Source organism: Shewanella sp. S23-S33, assembly GCF_043359565.1.
GTDB lineage: Bacteria > Pseudomonadota > Gammaproteobacteria > Enterobacterales > Shewanellaceae > Shewanella > Shewanella oncorhynchi.
Genome location: NZ_JBHFFD010000061.1, coordinates 44,590 through 70,147 on the forward strand (window position 1 = coordinate 44,590; position 25,558 = coordinate 70,147).

Consider the following 25,558-nt stretch of genomic DNA (forward strand, 5'->3'; position numbering starts at 1 on the left):
CGCTTGAGTCGATACGCAGCATTAACACATAGAATTAGTACACCGAATTTACACTCAGAATATCAAGATCCCTTGGGGTCAAAGAGAGCATAGATGCCATTTTTAGCACAAGTAGAGCAAAGTTTATTGAAGAATGGGTTAGCGTTAGATGGCCTGCAAACCTATCTAAACACCATACATCAGCACAAAATCGATTATTCCGATCTCTATTTTCAAGGTAGTCGCCACGAATCTTGGGTGCTGGAAGACGGCATCATCAAAGACGGTAGTTTCCATATTGAACGCGGTGTGGGCGTGCGGGCCATCAGCGGTGAGAAAACGGGTTTTGCCTATGCTGACGACATCACTCCTGCTGCTTTAAGCGCTGCAGTACAGGCTGCCCGTGGCATTGCTAGTGCGGGTGATCTGACTAAGGTACAAGCCTTTAAACGTCAAAAAGCATTGGCGTTATACGACAGCTTAGATCCGATTGCGGCGATGGAAGAAGTCAAAAAAATCAACCTGCTGAAAGAAGCCGATGCTTTTATTCGCAGTCTAGATAGCCGGATTATTCAAGTGGTGGTTAGCCTTGCTGGTGTGCACGAAGAAATCCTCGTTGCTGCGAGTGATGGCACTCTGGCGGCCGATATCCGTCCTCTGGTGCGTTTTAACTGTAGCGTGATTTTGGAAGAAAACGGTAAACGTGAACGTGGCGGCGCTGGTGGTGGTGGTCGTCATGACTACGGTGTTTTAATGGCAAGCGATGACACAGGTTTACCTATGTGTTTCGCCTTTGCCCGCGAAGCCGTGCGTCAAGCGCAGGTCAATCTAAATGCCATCGATGCGCCAGCGGGTGAAATGCCAGTGGTGTTAGGTAATGGTTGGCCCGGCGTATTGCTGCATGAAGCGGTTGGACATGGTTTAGAAGGCGACTTTAACCGTAAGGGCAGCAGTGCCTTTAGCGGCAAAGTCGGCCAGCAGGTTGCGTCTAAGTTAGTGACTGTGGTCGACGATGGCACCTTGCCTAATCGTCGTGGTTCACTGAGTATCGACGATGAAGGTGTACAAACCCAAAGAACCGTATTGATTGAAGACGGTATTTTAAAGGGTTACATCCAAGACAAACTCAATGCTCGCTTAATGGGTGTTGCGCCAACGGGTAACGGCCGCCGTGAATCCTACGCGCATTTGCCTATGCCACGTATGACCAATACTTATATGACGGCCGGTGAGTCAGATCCCAGTGAGATTATTAAGTCAGTGAAGAAGGGCATTTACGCCCCTAACTTTGGCGGTGGTCAAGTCGATATCACTTCGGGTAAGTTTGTGTTCTCAGCATCCGAAGCCTATTTGATTGAAAATGGTGAAGTTACTCAAGCCATTAAAGGGGCTACTTTAATCGGTAATGGCCCTGAGGCTATGAGCCAGATTTCTATGGTCGGTAACGATATGGCTTTAGATCAAGGTGTGGGCGTTTGTGGTAAAGATGGTCAAAGTGTGCCTGTGGGTGTGGGTCAACCGACCCTAAAACTCGATAAGCTTACCGTGGGCGGAACAGCATAAAACCTAGAACCTTACGCTTATGGGTTCTAGTCGCTGCCCACCATGAATGTTATCATTCTCAAAGGAAATTAGAGTAACTACTCTAGAGGTGTTAATGAAACTATCACGTGTGGTATGGCTGTGCCTATTATCATTGCCTTCGGCTGGCTATGCCCAGCCGATTAGCTTTACTGATGCTTGGCAGCAAGTGCTGAAGGTGAGCGACAAGTTGCAAGCGCAATCGCAGGAAGTTAACCGCGCTAAGGGTGAACAAGAGGCGGGCGAGAGCTTAAATTTGCCCTCATTAGACATTCGCGGTAACTATATTCATTTGGATAAACCGATTGAGTTTGATCTGAAAGAATTAAATTCTGTGGTTTCTATCCCGCCATCGCTTGGCGGCATTATTGCGGGTATTCCGCCGCTGCCCTTAAGTGAGCAAGATATTTTTAGCGCCAGCTTACAGGCAATGTGGCCGATTTATACGGGCGGACAGATCACTGCGGCTCAAGGTATACACGCGGCTATGGTGGCCGAGAAGCAACAAGAATTACAATTGGCAACGCGTGATTTATTTACCCTGCTGGTGGATAGATATTACGCTGTCGATGTAACGTTGGCATTGGTGAATACTCAGACTGATCTGGTTGGCTCGTTAGCTAAGCATGTTGATCATGCTTTAGCACTAGAGCGCGAAGGGCAAATTGCTAAGGTCGAGCGCCTCAATGCGCAGGTCGCCCTAGACAATGCTAAAGTCAATTTAGGCAGTGCTCGTCGGCAACACGAAATGGCAGTGATCGCGCTGGCACGTATGCTACAGCAAAGTCAGGTGAGCACAAATTCTCCCTTATTTGTACTGCCACAGGCTCCTTCATTCGCTCAACTCAGCCAAATTACCCTGAGCCAACATCCGGCGCTCAAATTGCTCGAAGCGAAAGAAACGCAAGCGAACGGTTTAATAGCGTTGGAAAAAGGTAAATACCATCCAACGGTTTTCCTCTTCGGTAACTACACCTTGTATGAAGAAGACACACTCTTGACGAGCATCACACCTGACTGGATGGTTGGGGTTGGGGTCAATGTGCCACTGATCAGTCGCGATGGTCGTAGCGGTAAGGTCGAAGCGGCGAAAAGTGCACTCTTACAAGCTCGTTATACCAAGGCACAAACTAAACAAGACTTGAGCCTGCTGGTGGATCAAAGCTACCGCCAATTATTACAGGCCGAGGAAGAAGTGACGGCGCTCGATACTTCGCTCGAACTTGCTATTGAAAACCTGCGTCTTAGGGAAGTCGCCTTTAATCAAGGGCTTTCAACCTCTATCGACAGAGTCGATGCGGAGCTGAAACTGAGCGCAGTGAAAACTCAGCAATTGGCTGCCCGTTATCGTTATGTGCAAGCCTATGCCAGATTAATGGCCATTAGTGGTCAACTAGATGAATTTATCGGTCGTACCACAGCCCCTACCCAAGTGCAGGAGACAAACAATGCGCGCTAACAGAATACTTGCCCTTGTGGCGTTGGTCGCATTAGGCCTTATCTTAGCCTATGGACTCAAGCTCGCTTATAGCCCGCAGCCGAGTTTGTTGCAGGGCCAGATTGAAGCCCGTGAGTACAATGTTTCGTCCAAGGTGCCAGGCAGAGTCGAGCAAGTGCTCGTGCGCCGCGGTGATAGTGTGGCCCAAGGGGATTTATTATTCGCGATCCGCAGTCCTGAGCTAGATGCAAAGTTAATGCAGGCCGAAGGTGGCCGTGATGCCGCTAAGGCGATGCAGCTAGAAGCCAACAACGGTGCTCGCAGTCAAGAAGTGATGGCAGCCAAGGAGCAATGGCTCAAGGCGCAGGCGGCGGCAACGCTCGCTAAAACCACCTATACCCGAGTCGAAAACTTATTTAACGAAGGTGTGGCGGCAAGACAAAAACGCGATGAAGCCTTTACCCAATGGCAAGCGGCAAAATACACAGAACAAGCTGCCTTAGCCATGTATCAAATGGCAGAAGAAGGCGCGCGGACGGAAACCAAAGTGGCTGCTGCAGGTAATGCCCGTAAGGCTGAAGGTGCAGTGAAAGAAGTTAGCGCCATTATGGAAGATAGCCAAATGCGCGCACCTAAATCGGGTGAGATCAGCGACGTGCTGTTACAGGCGGGTGAATTGGCACCCAGTGGTTTTCCGATTGTCAGTTTGATTGATATGCAGGATGCTTGGGCCGTGTTCCAAGTGCGAGAAGACCAACTTAAACGTTTCAAAAAAGGTCAAAAAATTCAATTAACGATTCCGGCACTCGGGCAGGATGTGGATTTTACTGTGTCCCATATCAGTGTGATGGGTGAGTTTGCCACTTGGCGTTCGACTGAAAGTGGCCATGATTTTGATATGCGAACCTTTGAAGTGGAATTGCGTCCAAACCAGCCGATTACCGATCTGCGTGTCGGCATGTCTGTGCTGCTGCGCAGTGAGTAAAAGTCGTGACTGAACGTACGCCTCACGCCAACGCGGCGGACAAGATTAAGGGCGAATCACAGCCATCGAGCATAAGCTTTATGGCGTTGCTCACAGCGTTAGTTCGCCGTGAGCTGCGTGCCCTATGGCATGACCCTTGGCAGTTAGCGCTGATAAGTTATATTCCACTACTGGGGATTTTATGCTTATGGTGGTTGTTCAGTGCAGGTCTGCCAAGGCAACTGCCCGTGGCGATTGTCGACCAAGATCATAGTCAATTGAGCCGCATGTTGGCTCGTCAGCTTAAGGCAAATCCAGTTACCGATCCGCAAAGTTTTACCGACTTATCCTCGGCGATAAGCGCGATGCAACAGGCGAAAGTCTACGCTATTGTGGTTTTTCCCTATGATATGAAAAAGGATTTACTCACAGGCCATAAGCCTACAATTGATGTGCGCTACAACAGTCAATTTTTGCTGGTGGGTAAGTTACTCTCAAGCCAAATTCAGTTGAGTTTAGGCGCCGGATTACAGCAAGTGGCGGGTTTAAAGCAGCTCGCAAATGGTACACCGAAATCCCAAGTCGCAGTGAATTTAAGCCCAGTCAAAAGCCAAACAACAGCCCTGTTTAACCGAAATAACAACTACATAGGTTTCTTAGTACCGCCAGTGCTGATTGCGCTGTGGCAGTTGTTATCTATGTTAGTGATGGCAAACAGTTTAAATCGAGAGCTGCATTTAGCGCCTACCACTCATGCCGATGGCATGTCGAATCTCTTAACTGAACATTTTTGGCCTAAGGTGTGGGCGAAAATGGTGCTGTTTACGCCGATATTGATGCTGCAGGGCGGCTTTATTTTAGCTTGGCTGTATTTGTATCTTGCTCTGCCGATGGCGGGGAGTTTAGCCCTATTATTGCTCGCGCAATTAGTCATGTTATTGGCAGTCTGGAGCTTAGTGTTATTAATATTTGTAGTGATGCGTGACAGTGCGCGGGTCATCAGCTTTTGTACCGCTTTATTTGCGCCAGCGTTTGCCTTTATGGGCATTACTTTCCCGACTCACGAAATGCCGCAATTAGCCCAGTGGTGGCGACTTATCATGCCATCGAGCCATTATATTGAGTCCCATGTTAGTATCGTGAGTTATGGCGCTACTTGGCCAAGTGTGGCGAGCCAAATCACCAGTTATTGGGGCTTTATCTGTCTGATCCCTTTGATATATTTCCTGTCGCGTAAATTACTGTCTACCACAGTTAACACCAATGCTTCAGTGACGGTTTATGACTCGGACGCAGCTATATCTGCGAAGGGGCAATAGGATGAATTTATCCAATAGCGAACACGCAAACACACCACGTCAGCTCAGTCTGTGGCGACTGATCCTCACTGAGTTTAAGGCCATTATTAGCGATAAAGCGATCGCAGTGACCTTATTTGGCGGTGTACTGTTTTATTCGGTTTTGTATCCTTTACCCTATCTGAATCAAGTGCCGACCGAGCAACAACTGATCGTGGTGGACTTAGATCATTCTTCCCTAAGCCGTCAATTGATCCGTCATGCCGATGCCAGCGCAAAAATTCAAGTCATAGGCCAAGTCGGTTCGATTACCGAGGCGAAGCGTTTTATTGAGACGCGTAAGGCCCACGGCTTACTCGTGATCCCAGAAGGATTCCGCCGCGATTTATTGCTCGGTAAAGGTGTGACGCTAAGCTATGGCGGTGATGCTAGTTACTTTTTGATTTATTCCGCGGTTGTTGAAGGCTTAGTTAGTGCTGGAATGGATGCGGGTAAACAAGTGCAATTGATTGGCATGCTTGCTCAAGGACAAAATCCTAAGCAGGCCCAAGAGAGTTTAAACTCGCTTCATCTTAACAGTGTGCCAGCCTTTAACCAGAGCCTAGGTTATACGCCCTATGTGGTACCTGGACTGTTCTTGCTGATTTTGCACCAAACCTTACTCATAGGTACTGGCATTTTAGGGGCTGGGCAATGGCGGCATAAAGGGTATTGGCAGCAAGTGTCACCGGTGCAATTAGTCTGTGGTCGTATTCTTGCTTTCATGTTGATTTATATCTTCTTTACCAGCTTTTATGTGGGCTATTGTTATCACTGGTATAACGTGAGTATTCAAGCGAGCCTTGGTTTAGTTGCGCTGTGGTTATTGCCGTTTTTACTGGCTACCGCCGCCGCAGGTGTTGCTATGAGCACCTTATTCACTCGCCGCGATTTACCCACCCAAGTGTTACTGCTGATCTCTATGCCTATTCTATTCGTATCAGGTTTTGTGTGGCCGATAGCACTGATCCCAGAACCTTTAGTACTCGGCTCACAGTTTATTCCCGCCGTGCCCGCGATTATGGGCATGCTAGAACTCAATCAAATGGGCGCAAGTTGGGCGAGTGTGATGCCAAAATGGCTGCAACTCTGGGGCTTATTTGCGGTTTTTTTCGGCCTAGCGATGTTGGGGATTAAGCGTCGAGCGAGATTGTTGGATGAAGCTAATCAGCTTTGATGGGACTCGCGGGACAGAGTATCTCGCGAGTGTTTACAGGTTTTGTACTCTACAGGGGCAGTTTAGGTACTTCTGCAATTAATCTTTAGAAGTAGAGACTTTCAACAATTTTACCGTCGACGAGCATATCGCACTTATCGCCTGAGCTCGACTTAGTCGCTTGAATGACGCCGGCAATCGCGCCAAATGCGCCACCTTGGCTGCTGAGTACTGAACCGAAATAGCATTGGCTAGAAATCTTGAAATCCTTGTATTTACCGCTCAAATTTTGAGTCGGAGTATAAGGCGGGAAAGTGCCTTTCATAACAGAATCGCCATTCACTGAGAGTGAAATGTTTTTGCGTTCTGTATCAAAACTGCCACCAAAAACTAAGTTAACACCCTCGATTTCAACGGTTTTTTCTTGAGCGATAATAGGTGGTTTTGCGGCGCAGGCGGCGAGAAAACAGCTGCCAATGGTCAGAGAGACTAAAGTAATTTTACGCATTTCATCTTCCTTTTGATGCGATAAAACAAATGAAGCGGTTGCTTCGCAAATTAAACTGCCCCTGTTTAATTTTTGCCGGAAGATTATATCTATATCTGCTTTATTTCCAATAACAAATTTAAAACAAGTGAAAAAATTATTCAGTTTTGAGCTTGTCCTTCGGCATGTCATCAGCCTTACTGTCATATTCTAGTAGCGTGTCTTAGTGTTCAAACTGCTTTAAGCCATCTTTATCCTTGTCTATTCTATTCCGTTAATTTAACTCTCATCGTGCAGATAGCCATCAAACGGCCCTTATTGGGTTGTCTTCTTGTTGGTTTTGGGGGAGAATGCGCGCCGAAAAAATAACCGAGATACTCAGTATCTCGGTTATTTTTTATTTATGACGTATGTGTTTTAAAACAATTGAGGCCGGTAAACATCCGGAAATGATATGAGGTTCAGTTGAACCTATTTTACTGAGGAAAGACCAATGGGGCTGTTGTGTACCGGATTGTCGGTAGTTGTTGTAAATCAAGTTGTTGCGTTAGCCATTAAACCGAGAGTGCAGACGGTTAGCCGCAAGCAAAAACTAATTGCAGATGCGTGCTTAGGTGTTCAACCCTGTACAATGGGGGTGTGCTGATGAGCCAACAAAATCCGGGTTTGAAGCAGACCCTCAACTTATGGCAAGTGGTGGTGATGGGGCTTGCCTATCTCACGCCGATGGCCGTTTTTGACACCTTTGGTATTGTTTCCGAGATCACCTCTGGCCATGTGGCTACGTCTTATCTATTCGCATTGGCGGGGATTTTATTTACCGCGTTTAGTTACGGTCATTTGGTACGTAAATATCCCTATGCGGGTTCAGCCTACACTTATGCTCAAAAAACCTTTAGCCCGAATGTTGGTTTTATGGTGGGTTGGTCATCGCTGCTGGACTATATGTTTATGCCAATGATCAATATGTTGCTCGCAAAAATCTATTTAACCGCCATGTTTCCCTGCGTCGAACCTTGGATCTTTATTTTCACTCTTGTGACCATAATGACCTTGCTTAATCTCAAGGGGATTGATCTAGTCGCGAACTTTAATGGGGTGATAGTGTTTGCACAGATCGCCATTATTGTGGTGTTCATTGGTCTAATGGCCTATAGCATTTCCCTCGGTGAAGGCGAAGGTGTCGTCGCGAGTGTGCGACCATTTTATGCCGATAATATGGCGATGGCACCATTATTCACTGGGGCGACGATTCTGTGTTTCTCCTTCCTCGGCTTTGACGGGTTAAGTTCACTGACTGAAGAAACTAAAGATGCTCAACGTGTTATCCCTCGCGCGATTGTGTTGACGGCTTTGCTCGGTGGCGTGATTTTTGTTGGCGTGTCTTATTTTTTGCAGCTCTATTTCCCCGATATCTCGCGCTTTCAACAGCTTGATGCGGTATTGCCTGAAATTGCACTCTATGTGGGTGGTAATCTATTCCAGTCCATCGTATTAGTCGCGACCACTGTTGCTGTATTGGCATCCGGTATGGCTGCCCATGCTGGGGTTGCACGGATTTTATATGTGATGGGGCGGGATAATATGTTGCCACGTAAAGGGTTTGCTTATATCCATCCTAGATGGCGAACCCCTGCATTTAATGTCTTGTTGGTGGGAGCGCTTGCGCTATCTGCCGTCTCATTTGATTTAGAAATGGCGCTAGCCTTAGTGAATTTTGGTGCTTTAGTGGCGTTCACCTTCGTGAACTTATCCGTGATTGTGCAGTTTTACCTAAGGGATCGACGTAATAAATCTTTTAGAGACCACCTGCAATACTTAGTATTGCCCCTGTGTGGCGCCGGCACTATTGGCGTGCTTTGGGTGAACTTAGAGCCACAATCACTAGAGTTAGGGCTCATTTGGGCGGCAGTGGGAGCATTGTATTTGGCTTTACGGAGTTTCCGTTTACGCCGCGCAGTAGAGCTATAAAATTAAGAGTTATAAAATTAGTGAGAGTCATGGCTCATAGATGCACAGCTATAACTAAAGATGTGTAGTAGATCTAAGGACTGTGGGTTGTCATCCTCTAATAAAATATTCCAATAAAAAGACCCGCATTAGCGGGTCTTTTTATTATCTATCAGTTCGTTATTATTGCAGCAACACATTGAACTTAAGCAAGGTTTCAACGCCACTTGGTGTATTCACAGTTAGTACCACTTGGCTGCTAGCGGTTTCAGTATTCTTTAGGTAAAAGTCCGCCATACTTGCATTAGCATCATTCGTTTTAGGCACAGTATAGGTTGTTGATAGCAATTCCCCTTTATCCGCATCGATATTAAGCGTTGTACTAGAGGGCATAATTTGATCTGCACTGTCGTAGAACTTTACGGTAAATTCGGATGTTTGCCCTGCAGGAATTGCCGTTAAAGACTCAAGATTGTTGAGAATATTTTGACCTAGGCGATCTTCATATACTTTGACACCATCTTGCCATAGGGAGAAATAGGCTTTTGAGCCAGACATTATCATCACAACTGCTTTACGAACATAAGTCTTATTCGCTTGTCCTGTCCCGCAGAGTGCGCCTTGACATTGAGGGCCGTTAAACTTGCCATCGGCACCTTTATAGGTGTCGCTAGCGAGGTTATCGAAATAGCGTTCACCACTATCATAGGCGAAGTTTTCGTTATCATCGCGAAAGGCTGTCGGCAAATCGCTAAAGCCTGAGTTGTGGAAGGTTTCTACATCTAAGCCGTTACCACTGCAAGCCACAGGAACACCATTTATCAAGCAAGCTTTTGCAATGGCGCTACCATCGGCCGAATCAAATTGGTTGTTACCATTGGTGTCGAAAAAGGTTTCGTGACCTAAAGCGTAGGCTAATACTGTTATGCGATGGTCTTGAGGTCTTGGATCGCTTGATGTCCAAGTCACACTGCAGACACCATTTTGAGTTAAGCAGCTTGGCTCTATTTGGCCGCCTTCACTGGTGAAGTTGACTGTTGTGTCATTGGGCGCAGGGTTGCCAAAACTATCAGACAGTCTTGCTGTCACTGTGACTTTCTCACCATCAATATTACCCGCTTCAGGGTTGGCATTACTCGTCGCTAAACTAAATCCAAGTTGTTGAGGTAGACCAGTATTCACGGTTAACTGTTCAGATTGGCTAGTGATGACTTCTTTAGTATCAGTATCAACAGCAGTGGCGACCACGCGCACAGGCGTGGGTACTGTGCCGGATAATACGCGCACACTGGCGATGCCTTGGGAGTTAGTCAGGCTTTGCGCATTCGCAGTGCCATTGGCAAAACTTAAACCACCGACAACCGTATCTAAGGTAAAGCTGACATTCTGTTGCGCTGCAGGTTGGCCATTGGCGCTGGTGACTTTGAAGCTGACTAAAGAGGATTCGCTTGAACCCGTACCGCCCGCACCTTTGATGCGAATTTGTGCAGGCTCTGCCGACTCAAAACTTAAGCTAGCAAGCGTTTGGCGTTGTAGAGTAAATGGGAAATTTGCCGTTAACGTCTGATTGCCAGCTACGGTTGTGGCGATGATTTGGTCGCTACGTTCACTGTTGCCACTGCAACTTGTGTCTTGGAAGGTCGAGCTCGCATTACCCGATAAAGTTGTAACTGGGGTATCGAGTGTGGCGCTATTGTTTGTGGTGCAATCTGAGCTAAAGCTGATGGAAGAGGGTGTTTGTACTCGCGTAACCGTGCCGTCATTGGCCTCTAATACTAAACTTGCACTTACACCAAAACTACCGCCTGCGCTGATTTTATATTTGCCATTGGCATCGGCCGTTAAGGTGCTCGCCAATTGACCTTCGGTAAAGACTGCGCCATTGAATGAGCCGAGTTTTAGCGTGCCTTCTTGATTGACGGCATCTTTACTCAACACTTCATACAAACTGCTGGTTTGCAGCGATTGACCTTGATAGTCCACAGTGACCGTTAAGGCATTTGCCCCTAATTCAGTTGCACTTGGCGTATAGGGTACCTGCGCAATACCTTGAGTGTTGGTCAGCGCACTGGCAGGATTGAGCGCCGCTGAACCTGCAGTAAAGGTGACTTTAGCGCCTTCGATACCTTTGCTTTCGCTATCGAGCAATATGGCTTGTAATTGCACCGACTCATCGACTTTAAAGCGAGTGACTAAGGCTGAGCTGCTTAAAATACTGGCGCTGAGTTTAGGTGTTTCAATGGTGTTGCCATTGCCTGAACCAACGAACTCGTAGTTACGGCTTGCAGTTAATGCGTCTGCATCAGACGGCGTATAGCTCGCCGTTACCGTACCAGCTTCTGCTGTTAATGCAGGGTTAGAAATGATGACTTCAGCAACGCCATCTGCATTGGTGAGTTTTGTTGCTGGCGCAACAGTACCTAAGGTCGCAGCGAAGCTAATCAGTTGGCCGCTAAGTTTACTCGAACCCTTTTTTAAGGTAGCGACGGCACAAAAACTCGTATCGGAGGCAAAGCTTAAATTGGTGGTTGCATCGGCGCACTTGCCGTTAACTACAGTTTTATAGCCCAGCGTTAAGCTGTAGCTGTCTATTGTTCCGTCAGTGTCGGTGCCATCAGCTGCGCCATTACAACCACTGAGCGCTAATGCGCCCAGTAATACCCAAGAAAATACCGATAACGTTTTGCTAAGTCGCATAAGCAACATCCTTGTGGGGCTGAAGTTAATTAGTCTTGGATTTCGCTGCGTAGATATTTAAACAGCTCTTTAGATGATTTTGATTCAGGGCCTTTGGCCAGTTCTTTGGTGGCTTGACGCACCAAAGTACGCAGTTTTTGTCTGTCTAATTGCGGATAATGCTCGACGACAGTTTGAATCTCATCATCACCTTGGGTGAGTAAGCGTTCACGCATTTTTTCGAACATCTGCAACTTCGCGGTCTCGTTGTTGTTTTTATTCAACACGATAGCGAGTGAAGCCTTGATTGGCTCAATATCAAAATTACGCATCAATTTGCCGATATACTGCATGTGACGACGATACGCCTCAGTATTGACCTTGATTTTACGTGTTTGCAGGATAGCGTCGTACAAAAACTCATCCAGCTCGATTTTATCTAGCTGAGTCTTGCTCAGTGAAACAAGCTCCATACCGACTTTTTGCACGGCTTCGCTATCACGCTTGTCCGTTGTTTTGCTGCTGACATAATCTTCATCTATGTCGTAGGGCTGTTTAAAATGTTCTGAATCACCAACAATCTTCATATAGATAAAACCTCAAGTAAATAACTGGCTAATAATAACATCTCCAGCCAAAAATCGCCTAGGTGAATGTGTTTATACCCAAGCTACCTGAATATACGAGTTTCAGAGCGCCTAGGGTGCTTCAATTCAAGGCGCAGCAATGACAGAATGTCGGCCACCTTTTGAATTGATGCAACACGGAAGTGGAGTGCCCTAGGCGCTCCGTCCCGGCGGGTTTTAACGCACTTTATGCTGTGTTGGTTATTTTTAACTTAGCCCGCTAGGTCTGCAAATAACCGCCTTGCCTAAAGTGCGTTAAACTCCCGCTGAATCCTGCATCTTCAGGTTGTTTGGGTATAGGATACGCTCTCAAGCCTAAGTCCGCCGCGAATAATTAATGTGAATGGGTTTTGTGTTTGTTATGCTACGGCAATTGCCGACAACGAAAGAGTAGCTTTGTGTCTTTGAACAGAATCGATAGTGAATTAGGCGCGCTGAAAGATGCGGTGGCCGTGGCGCTGGAATATGCCAACAAATTAGGAACGAACGCTGCCGAAGTGGCGATCAGTAAACAACAAGGTTTGTCGGTTTCTACCCGTTTAAAAGAAGTTGAAACCGTTGAATTTAATAAAGATGGTGCCTTAGGGATTACGGTTTACCGCGATGGTTGCAAGGGCAGTTCATCGACGTCGGATTTAAGTCCAGAGGCCATTGCCCTCGCGGTGAAAGCGGCCGACGATATCGCCCGTTATACTTCTCCCGATCCATTCAGTGGCCTTGCCGATAAAGCCTTGATGGCAAATCAGATCCGCGATCTTCAACTGTATTATCCACAAGATATTTCCCCCGATGAGTTAGCGCAACTGGCAATCCGCGCCGAAACTGCGGCGCTCGATGCCGATCCACGTATCAATAATTCCGACGGCGCCAGTGCCAATGCTCACACCGCGGTTAAAGTGTATGGCAACAGCCACGGTTTCTTAAACGGTTATTGCAGCTCGCGTTATAGCTTGAGTTGCAGCGTGATTGGTGAAGATAGCGAAGGCAATATGCAACGGGATTACGATTACACTATCGCCCGTAAATTCAGCGAGATGCTTGCACCTGAAACGGTAGGTTTAAAGACCGCCGAGAAGACAGTAAGCCGCCTCGGTGCGCGCAAGATCGCGACGACGCGTTTACCCATTTTATTAGCGCCAGATATCGCCACAGGGTTAATCGGCCACTTTATCGGAGCGATCAGCGGTGGCAGTTTATACCGTAAATCCAGTTTCTTATTGGATTCGATCAACACCCAAATCTTCCCCGATTGGTTCAATATCGAAGAGCAGCCGCATTTACTGGGCGCACTGGCGAGCGCGAACTATGACAGTGAAGGCGTGGCGACCCAAGACAGACGCATTATTGACCGCGGCATGTTAGAAACCTATTTGCTGACCAGCTACTCGGCGCGCAAGTTAGGCTTAACCAACACGGGCCATGCGGGCGGTATTTATAACTGGACGCTTGGCCACACAGGCCAAACCTTCGACGAATTGGTGAAAGACATGGGCACAGGTTTGATTGTGACCGAAGTCATGGGCCAAGGCGTGAACATGGTAACGGGCGATTATTCCCGTGGTGCGGCGGGTTTCTACGTTGAAAACGGTGAGATCCAATATCCAGTGGAAGAGATCACTATCGCGGGTAACTTAAAAGAGATGTTCCGTGGCGTGCAAGCCGTGAGTAAGGATTTTGATTTGCGCTCATCGATTCGTACCGGCGGTATCTTGTTATCTGAAATGAAGATTGCGGGTAACTAATCCATAGTGTCACTCGTTCAGCCGTGCTGCATAGTGCGCTTAAGTCGTCTCAGTGCTTTAGTGCTAGTATTTTAGTCTTGGTAGCATGAATGTGGTTTGAGCATAAAAAAGGGCAAGCGATTAATCACTTAATCTGCTTGCCCTTTTTGTTTAACGTTCGGATTAGATCTGTTCGACCTAAAAAGCCGTGCAGTTAAAAACCATGTGGTTAAAAACGATGTTGTTAAAAACAGTGCCTTTAAAATCAGTCGTTAAAATGCATAGCTTGCGCTGAGTTCGAACGAGCGACCTGCACCGGCAATTTGGTTAAAGCCATTGGTATTATCGGCCTTAAATTCCGCTACACTTACGCCGCCCAGTGGCAGCTCATAGTAGCTGTCGAACAGGTTATTCACGGCGAAGGTGACAGTCAGATCCTGCCATTTCATACTGCTGTTCAAATTGAGCAAGGAGTAACTGTCGGTTTCATTTTCAAGGCGGCGGTCATCTACGCGATCTTTGGTCGCAACCCATTGCCATGAAAGACTGTTTTCCCATTGACCTAACTGATGTTGCAGTGCCAGCTCAGTTTGCAACGGCTTGATTTGATATAAAGGTTCATCACCTTCATCTCGCTCGCCACGGGTTACATTCACTTTGCCTAACACTTGCCATTTACCTGTGCTGGTTTCGGCAAACTGGTAGAGCGCATTAAAACGTGCGCCATAGAGATTGGCATCTAAGTTAGTGAATTGGAGAATATTGCGTTTGCCATCAGGCGAACTGGTGCGATTGAAGCTACCAATGACTTCGGCATCGACATAGTCAGTCACAGCTGTGTACCAAGCTGTGGTCGAGACTTGCCAGCTATCATCGTTATATTTGTAGGCTGCGCTCAGGGTATGGGCGGTTTCTGGTTTAAGATCCGGATTACCTACGTAACCATTACCATCACCATACCAACCTATCATAGTGGTCGCCATAGTGCCGCGGCCCCAGCTGTAACGTTCGTACAGATTAGGTGCACGATTCTTGCGGGCTAAACCAAACTCAAGTTGTTGATTGGTCGATAATTGATAGCGTGCCAGTAAGGTGGCATCGATCAGATTATCATCACGTTTTCTGTCCATCGCATTAAAGGCTTTTGCCGCTTCTGCGTCGACATTGGGCATGCCCATCATAGGCATGTTGCTATAGGCTTGGACTTCACCTGTATTGGTGGTGACATACTCAAAGCGAACGCCCGCCGATAACCACCAGCTTTGACTTAAATCTTGCTGCCATTCGCCATAAACGGCGGCGCGGCGGCGTTCACCATCGTTGATGTTGATGTAGTCATTGGGCGCCATCATAGTGCCAGGCACCGCAGGCCAAACATCGTCGAGCTGGTAGCTATAGTATTCTTGGCCGACCAGTAAGGTGCTGTCATCACCCATTGGCAAACGCCAGTGTAGTTGATAGCTGTAGTCATCACCTTCAGTGTTCATTGGCATCTTGCCGGTTTTTTCTGGGGTGAAAAAGCCCATCTCGTGTTTCACGCCGTGCCAGTTTACTTGGGCACTGAATTCACCGTCATCGTCGAGTTTGAGTTGATAACGGGCCAGGGCACCGTAACTCTTGTTATCCGTCATATCCATATATTGGTTAGCAAAACCTTGGAATGGAATATTTTGGTGGGTCAATTTGATGGCAACTTCTTGAGTCTCATCGCGCCATGCGGCTGTCAGTGCATGGTTTTGTGCGCGGTATAGAGTATCTATGACTTTATCGCCATTGCCATCTTTATAGCTGTTGGCATCTTCATAGGCGCCTTGATAGCTAAGGCTGACATTTTTGCTGGCAACTGTGGCATTGGTGCCGAGTAGCAAGGTGTCGTTCACACTGCGATATCCCGTTGAGATATCACCGCTATTCCACTTGATGCTATCGCTTTCACCAAATTTAGGGTTAAGGCTGCTAACCTTAATCACGCCCGCAATATTGTCGCCACCGGCACTGACTGGCGATACGCCCGCAATCACTTCGGCTGCGGTGACTTGATTGGCGGAAATATAGGACAGCGGTGGATTCATTTGGTTTGCACAGGAGGCAGTAATGTCCGCACCATCGACCAGCACTTTGATGCGATCGCCCATCATGCCATTGAGGATAGGTAGGGCCGATACGCCGCCCGCTTCGGAGAAATCGACTCCTTGCCCTTTCAGTAGATTTTCAGCCGAACCTAAGGCGTTACGGTTTTCGGTCTGTTGGCCATGGACCTCTAAGCGTTCAATATTGGCTAATTCGCTGTCGTCAGCCATGGCCTGTGGCGCTAGTGATAAACCCATGGCGATTGCGAGGGATGAGGAAATTACTGAAGTTTTAAACGGGTGAGATAAATACGCAGAATTTGCAGCCATCTTATTGTCTTCCATTCACTTGGATTAATTGCGCTGCATTATAAAGAGCATCTCAGTGTGGCAGGTGCGGCATATTGTCGCAGAGGGTAACAAAGCGAGTTAAAACATCAGAATATGGCTTGAGCAGAAGACAAGTTTTCCACTTTTTAATCAGTTAGGCATGATTCTCTTAGCTCTTTATTGGTACCTCAATTGATAAGAGGTCCAATAGAACTCTGCGTTAGCGGTACTTTTTGTGATTTAAGCTAGCCAAAATACTTGCTATACAAGCGCTGAGTTTCACCGTGGGAATCCATGGCGGCGAGTGCTTTGGCAAATTCAAAGACTTTAGAATCTGGTGTTAACACTGTGGGACTGTTATCTGGGCTGATGGGGATATCGGCGCGATAGTTGGGGTTGTGTTTACCGCGGTAGTGGCGGCTTTTTTTCGAGAAACCGAGGTACATTTCCTGCGGTAATTCGCTGTAGTGATAGTGGAGTTTAAACTGGCTTTGGTCACGATTTTTGAGGTAATAATACAAAGTGGTTTGATCATAAATAAAAAAGTCACCTTGGTTTGAAAGTAAATAATCCAAGGCTTTAGGGACGGTTAGCTCAGGCGGTTTGCGTACCTTAATTTTGTCGGGTAAGCCGCCAAAGTCATAACTGCCGGGGGCGATTAAGAGGGTCATCTCATTATGGGCTAACTGTTCAATGGAGCGAATATCGGCGGCGCCAGCACGGCTAATGCCAATCGCACGTTGTGAAAGTCCATTGGGGATAAAATGCGCGTATTGAGCCCGCTCTTCGGTGAAATTAAGGCCGGGATAAAAATCGATATTGCCGAGTTTGAGATCCCGCAGAATACGTAATTTAGGTGCGCGTACCACATTGAGTTTGCAGCCAATCTTGTTCGCCGCCGCTTGGTAGAGTTCGTGATAAAATCCCGTGTTATTGGACTCGTCTCCGATAAAGGGTAAGCGTTCGCTGGTGCGATACCCCATAGTCATCACGCAGGAGTCTGAACTGGAAAAAGCACTGGCAAGCGGGGCTTGAAGTGTTATCAGTAAGAGCAGTGCGCCGAGCCAAGGTTGAGCGACTAACACGGATGCCAAATTGATCTCCTTATCTGTCGATTACAAAGTGTAACCTGAGTGCCAATAAAGGTTATGGCAAAATCCACTCACTAAACCTATTAATAAAATCTTATTGATTATTAAGCTAATATATTATTTTTATTTAAATAATCTATCATACTTTCCTACTAGTCAAAGTCATTTTTTATGTTGGAGTGCACAAACTCTGTACATCTGATTTGATTGCGTTATAGTTTGCGCTGTTAGGCTATGGGCTTAACTTTCATTAAGCAGTGAGGCATAAAATGACTAAGCAAAAACCGCAAAATATGCCCTTAGAACACGAAAGTGGTCGAGGCACCATTACCGACAACGCACTAAAAGCGTTAGTGACGAGTCCCTTGTTTAGGACCCGCACCGAGAAAGCGAAAAAGGGCAAAGGGTCATACGACCGTAAAGCACAAAACCGAAAGGGGCATCAGCACAAGGGCGATGCCCCTTTTGACTTTCTAGGTCTGCGCTTTTTTTAATCTGCTTTAGTTCGCTGCTTTAGTCTGCTGTGTTAGTGCCTCGTTAATCCTGCCAATTCATGCTCCTCCACCTGCCTTTACGCCAATCTTTACGCTTAAATCAGCCTTATTATTGATACTCCTTGTTGGAGGTTAATTGTACTTTCGCCCTGAGCGAGTATGGTGAACGCTTAGAGCGTTTTAGCGAAGGAGATGCACATGGCACAGCAATATCGAGTTGAACACGACACTATGGGTGAGGTGAAAGTCCCCGCCGATTGTTATTGGGGCGCACAAACCGAGCGTTCGCGGCAGCACTTTCGTATTGGTGCTGAGGCATCTATGCCTGTCGAAGTGATCCACGCTTTTGGCTATTTAAAGAAAGCCGCAGCCATTACCAATCAACAGCTTGGCGTCTTGCTCCAAGATAAAGCTCAACTGATTTCCCAAGTGTGCGATGAGCTGATTGCAGGCGAACTCGATGCGCAATTTCCTTTAGTGATTTGGCAAACGGGCTCGGGCACGCAAACCAATATGAACGTCAATGAGGTGATTGCCTATCGCGGCCATGTGCTCTCGGGTGGGCAACTTATCGATGCGGTTAAATGCTTGCACCCCAATGATGATGTTAACTGCTCGCAATCCTCCAACGATACCTTTCCCACCGCCATGCACATTGCCGCCTATCGCCAAGCCGTTGAGCTCGTTTTGCCCTGCATGAGGTTATTGCAGCAGAGTTTACAGAAGAAGGTCGAGGAGTTTGCGCAAATCGTTAAAATCGGTCGCACGCATTTTATGGATGCAACACCGTTAACCTTAGGCCAAGAGTTTTCGGGTTACGCCGCGCAGTTAAGTCATGCCATCGAAGGCATTGAGCACAGTCTCAAGCGTGTAGCCGAGTTAGCTTTAGGTGCGACCGCCGTGGGCACTGGGCTGAATACACACAAGGATTACGCCGTTAAGGTGGCGGACAATATCGCAAAACTCACGGGCTTGCCCTTTGTGACGGCGCCGAATAAGTTTGCTGCCCTTGCTGCCCACGATGAATTAGTCTCCCTGTCGGCGGCCTATAAAGTGGCGGCGGTTAGTTTAATGAAGATCGCAAATGATATTAGGATGTTAGGTTCTGGCCCGCGCTGTGGCATTGGTGAGTTATTACTGCCTGAAAATGAACCCGGTTCGTCGATCATGCCGGGAAAAGTGAACCCGACTCAGGTCGAGGCTATGACTATGGTGTGCGCGCAAATCATGGGTAATGATGTTGCCGTTGGGATTGGCGGCAGCAATGGTCAGTTTGAGCTCAATGTGTTTAAGCCGATGATTATTGCCAATGTGCTGCAATCGGGGCGCTTATTGGGGGATGCTTGCCAATCGTTTAATGATCATTGCGTGGTCGGCATAGTGGCGAACGAGCCACAAATCGCGCTGCATGTGGAGAACTCACTCATGTTAGTGACGGCGCTTAATCAACATATCGGTTATGAAAAGGCCGCTAAGATAGCCAAAAAAGCCCATAGCGAGCATAAGACACTGCGCCAAGCGGCATTAGAACTTGAGTTTGTCACGGCAGAAGAATTCGAGCTTTGGGTCGATGCCAATAAGATGTTGGGACCCGATGCTTAATGCTTAATTCATAACGTCTCATCCTAGCTGCTGATAAATCAGCGAAATTGAGGCTGGCAATGAATCAAGATAGTGATCCAAGATAATGAAAAGAAACAGTGTGATGAGATAGTGAGGCCAAACAGTGGAGTAAGGATGGTGAAGCATTCGCAGTGTTAATGCTTACGAAATGATAAAAACAAAAAGCGAACCAGAGGTTCGCTTTTTGAGTCATAGCCTGTCCTGTATCAGAACAGCTTAGTCTTGGGTGTCAGCGTCGACTATTTCGGCCCACAGATCGTGTTCATCTGAATGGGTGATGCGGGCACGAACCAACATACCGGGCTCAAGTTCAGTTTCACCATTGATAAACACCATGCCGTCGATTTCTGGTGCATCGGCGAAGCTGCGGCCAATAGCGCCTTCTTCGTCTACATCATCAATCAGAATATCTAAAGTACGGCCAACGAAACGGGCTAAACGCTCGGCGCTGATCTCGGCTTGGAGTTCCATAAATCTGTGGTATCTGTCTTCTTTAACTTCTTCGCTGATAAGCTCGGCGATAGTGTTGGCGACAGCGCCATCGACTTCAGAATATTTAAAGCAACCTACGCGATCAAGACGAGCTTCTTTTAAGAAATCGAGCAGGATTTGGAAATCCTCTTCGGTTTCACCTGGGAAGCCGACGATGAAGGTTGAGCGGATCACTAGATCTGGACAAATTTCACGCCAGCGTTGAATTGCTTCTAACTGACGGTCAACACGGCCTGGACGCTTCATCATCTTGAGGATGCGTGGGCTTGCATGCTGCATTGGAATATCCAAATATGGCAGGATCAAACCTTCCGCCATCAGCGGGATCAAATCGTCAACCCATGGGTATGGATAGATATAATGCAGACGCACCCAAGCGCCCATTTTACCCAGTTGGCGCGCTAGGCTAGTAATGTCTTGCTTGACTGGCATACCGTTCCAAAAATCGGTACGACCGCCTTTGTCTTTGCCGTAGGCCGAGGTGTCTTGGCTCACTACTAAAATTTCTTGCACGCCTGATTCCACTAAACGCTTAGCTTCATCTAAGATGCTGCCCGCTGGGCGGCTGTCGAGATCGCCACGTAGCGAAGGGATAATGCAGAAAGTACAACGGTTGTCGCAACCTTCTGAAATCTTTAAATAAGCGTAATGCTTAGGCGTTAACTTAACCCCAGTTTGTGGGATTAACGAGGTGAAAGGGTTGTGCTCTGGCTTAGGCACATATTTATGAACGTGCTTCAACACCGCTTCGTAGCTGTGTGGGCCAGTGATTTCTAACACATCTGGGTGCACTTCGCGGATTTGGTTTTCTTTGGCGCCAAGGCAGCCAGTGACGATCACTTTGCCGTTTTCTTCTAAGGCTTCACGCACAGCATCCAGAGATTCTTCCACCGCAGCATCGATAAAGCCGCAGGTATTGACGATAACTAAGTCGGCATTGTCGTAGCTATTAGTGACTTCGTAGCCGTCGATGCGTAACTGAGTCAGAATACGCTCTGAATCCACGAGGTTTTTTGGGCAGCCCAAAGACACGAAACCGATGCGATTCCCAGTGGTAACAGCATTAGTGCTTGCTGCTTCTAATGTTTTGACTGGGATATCAAGCGTGGTCGTTTGCTTGGGTTTAAAAGTTTCAACTGTCATGGTTTCTCGCTGAGGTATAAGCCGCCTTAAAAAAGTTGGCGGATTATACCTGAAGTGATTAAAAGGTACAGTAGCTTTGGCTGAAAAGTGTACAACTGGGGCGCTGAATATGCCAGTTAACCCTAAGGCCTATTTTGGGTGTGGATATAGGAAGACAAGCCAAAGATCCAAGGTCGAACTCATCTGGATAAAAAGCGCTAAACATTTTTCAGAAAAATTAACCCTTTTTAAAATTGGCCGCGTTTATAGGGACAAGAGACAATTTCTTGATGCTGTTACATATTGGCACAAGTATTGGCACTTTTTACTGATAGCCTAAGCGCTAAATAAGCGACACAGTCGTTTTAGCCGTCTCGTTTTGAATATGCGTTCTATTTGAAGTGGTTTAGGTATAAGCACATTATTTTGGAGTAAGTTATGAAAAATTCTCTTTTAGCGGTATTGGTGGCGGGTGGTCTTTTTTCTAGCGCGTTTATGGCGCCAGCGGTACTCGCCGCTGAGGTCGATTTCCCGCATATTGAAACCATGGGTGTGAGTCAAATCCAAGTCGAGCCTGATATGGCGGATGTGAATGTGGAAGTGGCCGTGACCGAAAAAACCGCTAAAGCCGCCAAGGATAATTCCGATGCCGCCGTGGCTAAGTTTATCGCCCGTCTCACCACAGCGGGTGTGACTAAAGATCAGATCCAGAGCGCGAATTTAAATCTTCAACCGCAATACGTCTATGTGCAGGATAAAGCGCCTGAGCTGACGGGTTACACCGCCAGTCGCCAAATTACCGTGACGGTAACAGACTTAAGCCGCTTGAATGCAATCTTAGATTCAGCCTTAGAAGAGGGTATGAATCGGGTGAATAACATTGCCCTTAAGTCGAGTAAAGAAGCTGAATACGTCGCCAAGGCACGTCAAGCTGCGATTGTGGATGCCAAACAAAAAGCCGAATCTTTGGCTAAAGGCTTTGGTGAAAACCTAGGTAAGATTTGGCAGATCCGTTATTACGATCAACGCCCTGTGCAACCGGTCATGTTACGCATGAGCGCTAAAGCCGATGCCATGGGCGCCGCCGAGAGTTATCAATATGGTCAAGTGAGCATAGAAGATAGAGTTGAAGTGGTTTATAAACTGAAGTAAATCAGTCAGAGGCATATGGTGATGGATGAAGCTCCTATTGGGATTCATCCATTTTTTTATGCCGTTTACAATCGTTTTATATTTTTGGAAATAGCATTCTTCACTCTATATGTGATGGATTTTATTAGGATGATGAACAGTAAAAACTGGCAAATTTAAGTATTTATCCTCACACTAGTAAGGTTAATGTTTAGGAGGCCGTTTATGGATTTTCCCGCTCGAATAAAGCAACAAACTTGCATGGATTGCTTAAGTGGTAAGTCATTAGGATTTGAAATTCGAATGGCATTTCAACCTATTATCCATTGGCCTAGTCGTGAGATTAGCGGTTATGAAGCTCTGGTCAGAGGCCCTGATGGTGAAGGGGCTGCGTGGGTGTTTGAGCGGATTAATGAAAATAATAAATACTATTTTGATCAGGCTTGCCGTGTTAAAGCGATAGAAACCGCTTCAAAGCTGGGACTCGATAAGATGCTCAGTATCAACTTTTTACCTAATGCCGTATATAACCCTGAGACCTGTATCCGCGCGACGATTGAAGCCGCCGACATGTATGGGTTTGATATTCACAAAATCATGTTCGAAGTGACTGAGGGCGAGCAAATTGTCGATCGGGCAAAATTAGTCCGTATCTTCGAGAGCTATGCTAAGCGTGGTTTTATCACGGCAATCGATGATTTTGGCAGTGGTTTTGCTGATTTAAGCTGGCTCGAAGCCCTGCGCCCTCAAGTATTAAAACTTGATATGACCTTGATCCGTGATATCGATCTCGATAGAGAAAAGCAGTTAGCTGTGGATGAAATACTGCGTATTTGTTTAGAGCTTAATACAAGAGTTTTGGCCGAAGGCATTGAGACAGAAGCCGAACTTAATTATCTCGCTGGAATAGGGATTGAGTATTTTCAGGGGTATTATTTTGCCAAACCACAACTCGAATATTTAAGTTCCTATGATGAGCTGAGCTTTCACGCCCCAAAGTAAATGGTTAGGTGGATTGATATCGTTGCACGATTAGAGTGATAACACGTGCTGAGACTCGATGGATAATTCTTTGTTTCTGATATCGGCTAACTGATATATCATGCGCCACCTAAAATTGCCCTTGTTACCTATTCGCTACTATGTCTTCCAACGCGCTCTATACCGATTTATCCGGTTATTACGATTTAATGTGTTCCGATATCAACTACCAGCAACAGAGCGCGAGTATCCATCGTCTGCATCAGTTCCTCGGCAATAATGGTAAGCAACATCTTGATTTAGCCTGTGGCACTGGTCCGCATGTGCGGCATTTTATCGACCTTGGTTATCAGTGCAGTGGCCTTGATATTAATCAGCCTATGCTAGACATGGCCATGCGTCGTTGTCCTGAAGCTCAGTTTAACCTCCAAGATATGACGGCTTTTTATTTAGAAGAGCGCGTCGATTTGATTACCTGTTTTTTATATTCCATCCATTACAGTGCTTGCATCGAACGCCTTAAAAGCTGTATCGCCAGTGTGCATAGCGCACTTAATGACGGTGGGCTGTTTTGTTTTAATACTGTCGATAAGCACAGAATCGATAACACCAGTTCGGTTAAGCATTTTGCCGAGTTTGATGGTAGCCATTTCGCCTTCGAATCCGGCTGGCATTACAGTGGGCAAGGTGAGAAACAGTCATTAAAGTTGAGTATTGCCAAAAGCAGTCAGCCGTTTGCTGAGGTCTCGCCTTTACCTGTCTCTGATATGAAAGGCTTAAGCTCGCTGGAAGCCGGGTTACACGCCGCAGGTTTGCAAGAAGTGGGCTTACAAGAAGTCCACAGTATTGAGCAATGGCAAGACCAACATGCTATGGTCGCTACCAGCTTCACTGAGCTGCAGGAATTGTTAGCGCCCTATTTTGAAGTGCATGTTTTCGAACACGATTATGAAAGAATTGTCCCGTGGGATTTAGCATCAGGTAACGCGCTGTTTGTTTGCGTGAAGATTTGACCTTTTGTTGAAGGTTGGTAACAGAAGGCCTGCTCATAATGTCACTGTTACTCGTTAAATCTCGCTTCTCTTTCAGTCTGTTTTTATTTAAACCCAAATGAAAGTAGTAGACTTCACTCCTGATTTTTCATCAAGAGTCGACCAAAAGGGGAAGGTACCAGTTCCCCTTTTGGATATTCCTTGCCAAATAACGTCCATGCTTAATAATCAGTTCATCATCCATAACTCTTGTTCATAACGCTGCCGCACAGTATTCCCGTTAAAGCTGCTTTGATAAACTTGCTTTAATAAAGAAGCCGCACAATAGAAATGATAATAGAATTAATTGAATGTAATAAAATTGTATGTTTATTTTATTGCCTATGAAATAGTTACAATTTCACAGGAAATAAATACATTAAGACAGAATTAGCACGGCTTTAGTGTAAGTATGAAAAAAGTTTCATGTGTTTTATAAAAATAGTTAACTTGAATTTAAAATATTAAAATAAATATATCGCATTGATAAGTAAGGTTATTGTTTTCATTATGTATTGAACTGAGTGTGGTTTTGCGAGGTTGGCATTATTTTTGTAATGTCCTTAGTGTATTTAAATAATTAACTAGGAGTACTTTATGAAAAATCCCATTCTTACTTTAGCTGCCATTATTTCTTTAGCCTCTTTTAGTGCATATTCTCATGCAGATAACATGAGCAACAGTGATGCCGCAGAAAACGGAATCTATGTCGGCGCTAACTACGGTTATTTAAAAGTCGATGGCGATGATGATTTTGATGATAATAGTGATGTAATGCAGGGCCTTGTTGGTTATAAGTTTAATAAATACCTTGCTCTTGAAGGTAGTTACATTAACTTTGGTGATTATGGTAATGGTTTAGCCAATGCCGAAACCGATGGTTATACGGCAGCCCTTAAAGTCATGCTTCCCATTGCAGACCGAGTAGAGCTATATGCTAAAGGTGGTCAGTTATGGTATTCGACAGATTATGACGTCGTCGGTTTTTCTGGCAATGACGATGGTGAAGGTGTATTCGCCGGCGCCGGTGTGGCATTTAAAGTCACAGATCGATTTTTAATTAATGCTGAGTACACTTGGTATGATGCAGATATTAATGTCGATAGCGTCGCCAATGGCGGAAAAACAGATACAGACTTTAATCAAGCCAGTATCGGTGTTGAATATCGCTTCTAATTATTTGTTGTTAATATTTATAATTTAAATATTAATTATCTAGGTGTGACACGTTAAGTGTCACACCTTTTTTATATTACTAATAAGCCCCTCCGAGTTTTTA

The 25,558-nt window shown here is 46.3% G+C and carries 19 protein-coding genes; 13 read left to right on the forward strand and 6 right to left on the reverse strand.

Going from position 1 to position 25,558, the window contains the following annotated elements; genetic code table 11:
• Window positions 1-93 precede the first annotated feature (93 nt).
• From tldD to ACHA99_RS16260, 5 genes are all read left to right on the forward strand, one after another.
• A complete protein-coding gene (gene tldD / locus ACHA99_RS16240; protein WP_131523440.1) occupies window positions 94-1,542 on the forward strand; it encodes a metalloprotease TldD in 1,449 nt (482 codons plus the stop codon).
• A gap of 94 nt (window positions 1,543-1,636) precedes the next feature.
• Entirely contained in the window at window positions 1,637-3,019 is a 1,383-nt protein-coding gene (locus ACHA99_RS16245) for a TolC family protein (protein WP_393943842.1), read from the forward strand.
• Window positions 3,009-3,983 carry an HlyD family secretion protein gene (locus ACHA99_RS16250; protein WP_168825663.1) on the forward strand — a complete coding sequence of 325 codons (975 nt, stop codon included), beginning with the start codon at window positions 3,009-3,011 and terminating at the stop codon, window positions 3,981-3,983. The genes ACHA99_RS16245 and ACHA99_RS16250 overlap by 11 nt, the downstream gene beginning before the upstream one ends.
• Before the next feature lie 80 nt (window positions 3,984-4,063).
• Entirely contained in the window at window positions 4,064-5,281 is a 1,218-nt protein-coding gene (locus ACHA99_RS16255) for an ABC transporter permease (RefSeq protein WP_263192968.1), read from the forward strand.
• 1 nt (window position 5,282) lies between these two features.
• Complete coding sequence (locus ACHA99_RS16260; RefSeq protein WP_131523437.1) at window positions 5,283-6,476, forward strand: ABC transporter permease; 1,194 nt, start codon at window positions 5,283-5,285, stop codon at window positions 6,474-6,476.
• A gap of 85 nt (window positions 6,477-6,561) precedes the next feature.
• On the opposite strand, the gene ACHA99_RS16265 is transcribed toward ACHA99_RS16260, so the two are convergent.
• Window positions 6,562-6,963, reverse strand: coding sequence for a hypothetical protein (locus ACHA99_RS16265; RefSeq protein ID WP_107402714.1), 402 nt, complete (start codon window positions 6,961-6,963; stop codon window positions 6,562-6,564).
• A gap of 624 nt (window positions 6,964-7,587) precedes the next feature.
• Between ACHA99_RS16265 and ACHA99_RS16270 the strand changes: the two genes are divergently transcribed.
• Window positions 7,588-8,913 carry an APC family permease gene (locus ACHA99_RS16270; protein ID WP_131523436.1) on the forward strand — a complete coding sequence of 442 codons (1,326 nt, stop codon included), beginning with the start codon at window positions 7,588-7,590 and terminating at the stop codon, window positions 8,911-8,913.
• Window positions 8,914-9,075: 162 nt separating this feature from the next.
• Here the strand turns inward: ACHA99_RS16270 and ACHA99_RS16275 are convergent, their stop codons facing one another.
• Window positions 9,076-11,589, reverse strand: coding sequence for an Ig-like domain-containing protein (locus ACHA99_RS16275; RefSeq protein ID WP_393943846.1), 2,514 nt, complete (start codon window positions 11,587-11,589; stop codon window positions 9,076-9,078).
• A 29-nt stretch (window positions 11,590-11,618) separates the two neighbouring features.
• Complete coding sequence (gene yjgA, locus ACHA99_RS16280; RefSeq protein ID WP_105251298.1) at window positions 11,619-12,155, reverse strand: ribosome biogenesis factor YjgA; 537 nt, start codon at window positions 12,153-12,155, stop codon at window positions 11,619-11,621.
• A 437-nt stretch (window positions 12,156-12,592) separates the two neighbouring features.
• Between yjgA and pmbA the strand changes: the two genes are divergently transcribed.
• Window positions 12,593-13,936 carry a metalloprotease PmbA gene (pmbA, locus tag ACHA99_RS16285; RefSeq protein WP_105251299.1) on the forward strand — a complete coding sequence of 448 codons (1,344 nt, stop codon included), beginning with the start codon at window positions 12,593-12,595 and terminating at the stop codon, window positions 13,934-13,936.
• A 251-nt stretch (window positions 13,937-14,187) separates the two neighbouring features.
• On the opposite strand, the gene ACHA99_RS16290 is transcribed toward pmbA, so the two are convergent.
• Window positions 14,188-16,314 (reverse strand): TonB-dependent receptor, encoded by a 2,127-nt coding sequence (locus ACHA99_RS16290; RefSeq protein ID WP_393943849.1) that lies wholly within the window; start codon window positions 16,312-16,314, stop codon window positions 14,188-14,190.
• A gap of 245 nt (window positions 16,315-16,559) precedes the next feature.
• A complete protein-coding gene (locus ACHA99_RS16295) occupies window positions 16,560-17,408 on the reverse strand; it encodes a substrate-binding periplasmic protein (protein ID WP_393943851.1) in 849 nt (282 codons plus the stop codon).
• Window positions 17,409-17,674: 266 nt separating this feature from the next.
• Between ACHA99_RS16295 and ACHA99_RS16300 the strand changes: the two genes are divergently transcribed.
• Complete coding sequence (locus ACHA99_RS16300; RefSeq protein WP_263164541.1) at window positions 17,675-17,899, forward strand: ribosome alternative rescue factor ArfA; 225 nt, start codon at window positions 17,675-17,677, stop codon at window positions 17,897-17,899.
• A 198-nt stretch (window positions 17,900-18,097) separates the two neighbouring features.
• Complete coding sequence (gene fumC / locus ACHA99_RS16305; protein ID WP_168825651.1) at window positions 18,098-19,501, forward strand: class II fumarate hydratase; 1,404 nt, start codon at window positions 18,098-18,100, stop codon at window positions 19,499-19,501.
• Between the two features lie 237 nt (window positions 19,502-19,738).
• On the opposite strand, the gene rimO is transcribed toward fumC, so the two are convergent.
• Entirely contained in the window at window positions 19,739-21,157 is a 1,419-nt protein-coding gene (gene rimO / locus ACHA99_RS16310; RefSeq protein ID WP_105251304.1) for a 30S ribosomal protein S12 methylthiotransferase RimO, read from the reverse strand.
• A 417-nt stretch (window positions 21,158-21,574) separates the two neighbouring features.
• Between rimO and ACHA99_RS16315 the strand changes: the two genes are divergently transcribed.
• The 4 genes from ACHA99_RS16315 to ACHA99_RS16330 all read left to right on the forward strand — a co-directional run bounded on the left by ACHA99_RS16315 (window position 21,575) and on the right by ACHA99_RS16330 (window position 25,455).
• Entirely contained in the window at window positions 21,575-22,288 is a 714-nt protein-coding gene (locus ACHA99_RS16315) for an oxidative stress defense protein (protein ID WP_393943854.1), read from the forward strand.
• 204 nt (window positions 22,289-22,492) lie between these two features.
• Window positions 22,493-23,269, forward strand: coding sequence for an EAL domain-containing protein (locus ACHA99_RS16320; RefSeq protein ID WP_173247129.1), 777 nt, complete (start codon window positions 22,493-22,495; stop codon window positions 23,267-23,269).
• Window positions 23,270-23,409: 140 nt separating this feature from the next.
• Window positions 23,410-24,261, forward strand: coding sequence for a class I SAM-dependent methyltransferase (locus tag ACHA99_RS16325; protein WP_173247126.1), 852 nt, complete (start codon window positions 23,410-23,412; stop codon window positions 24,259-24,261).
• 615 nt (window positions 24,262-24,876) lie between these two features.
• Entirely contained in the window at window positions 24,877-25,455 is a 579-nt protein-coding gene (locus tag ACHA99_RS16330; protein ID WP_105251308.1) for a porin family protein, read from the forward strand.
• The last annotated feature ends 103 nt before the right edge of the window (window positions 25,456-25,558 follow it).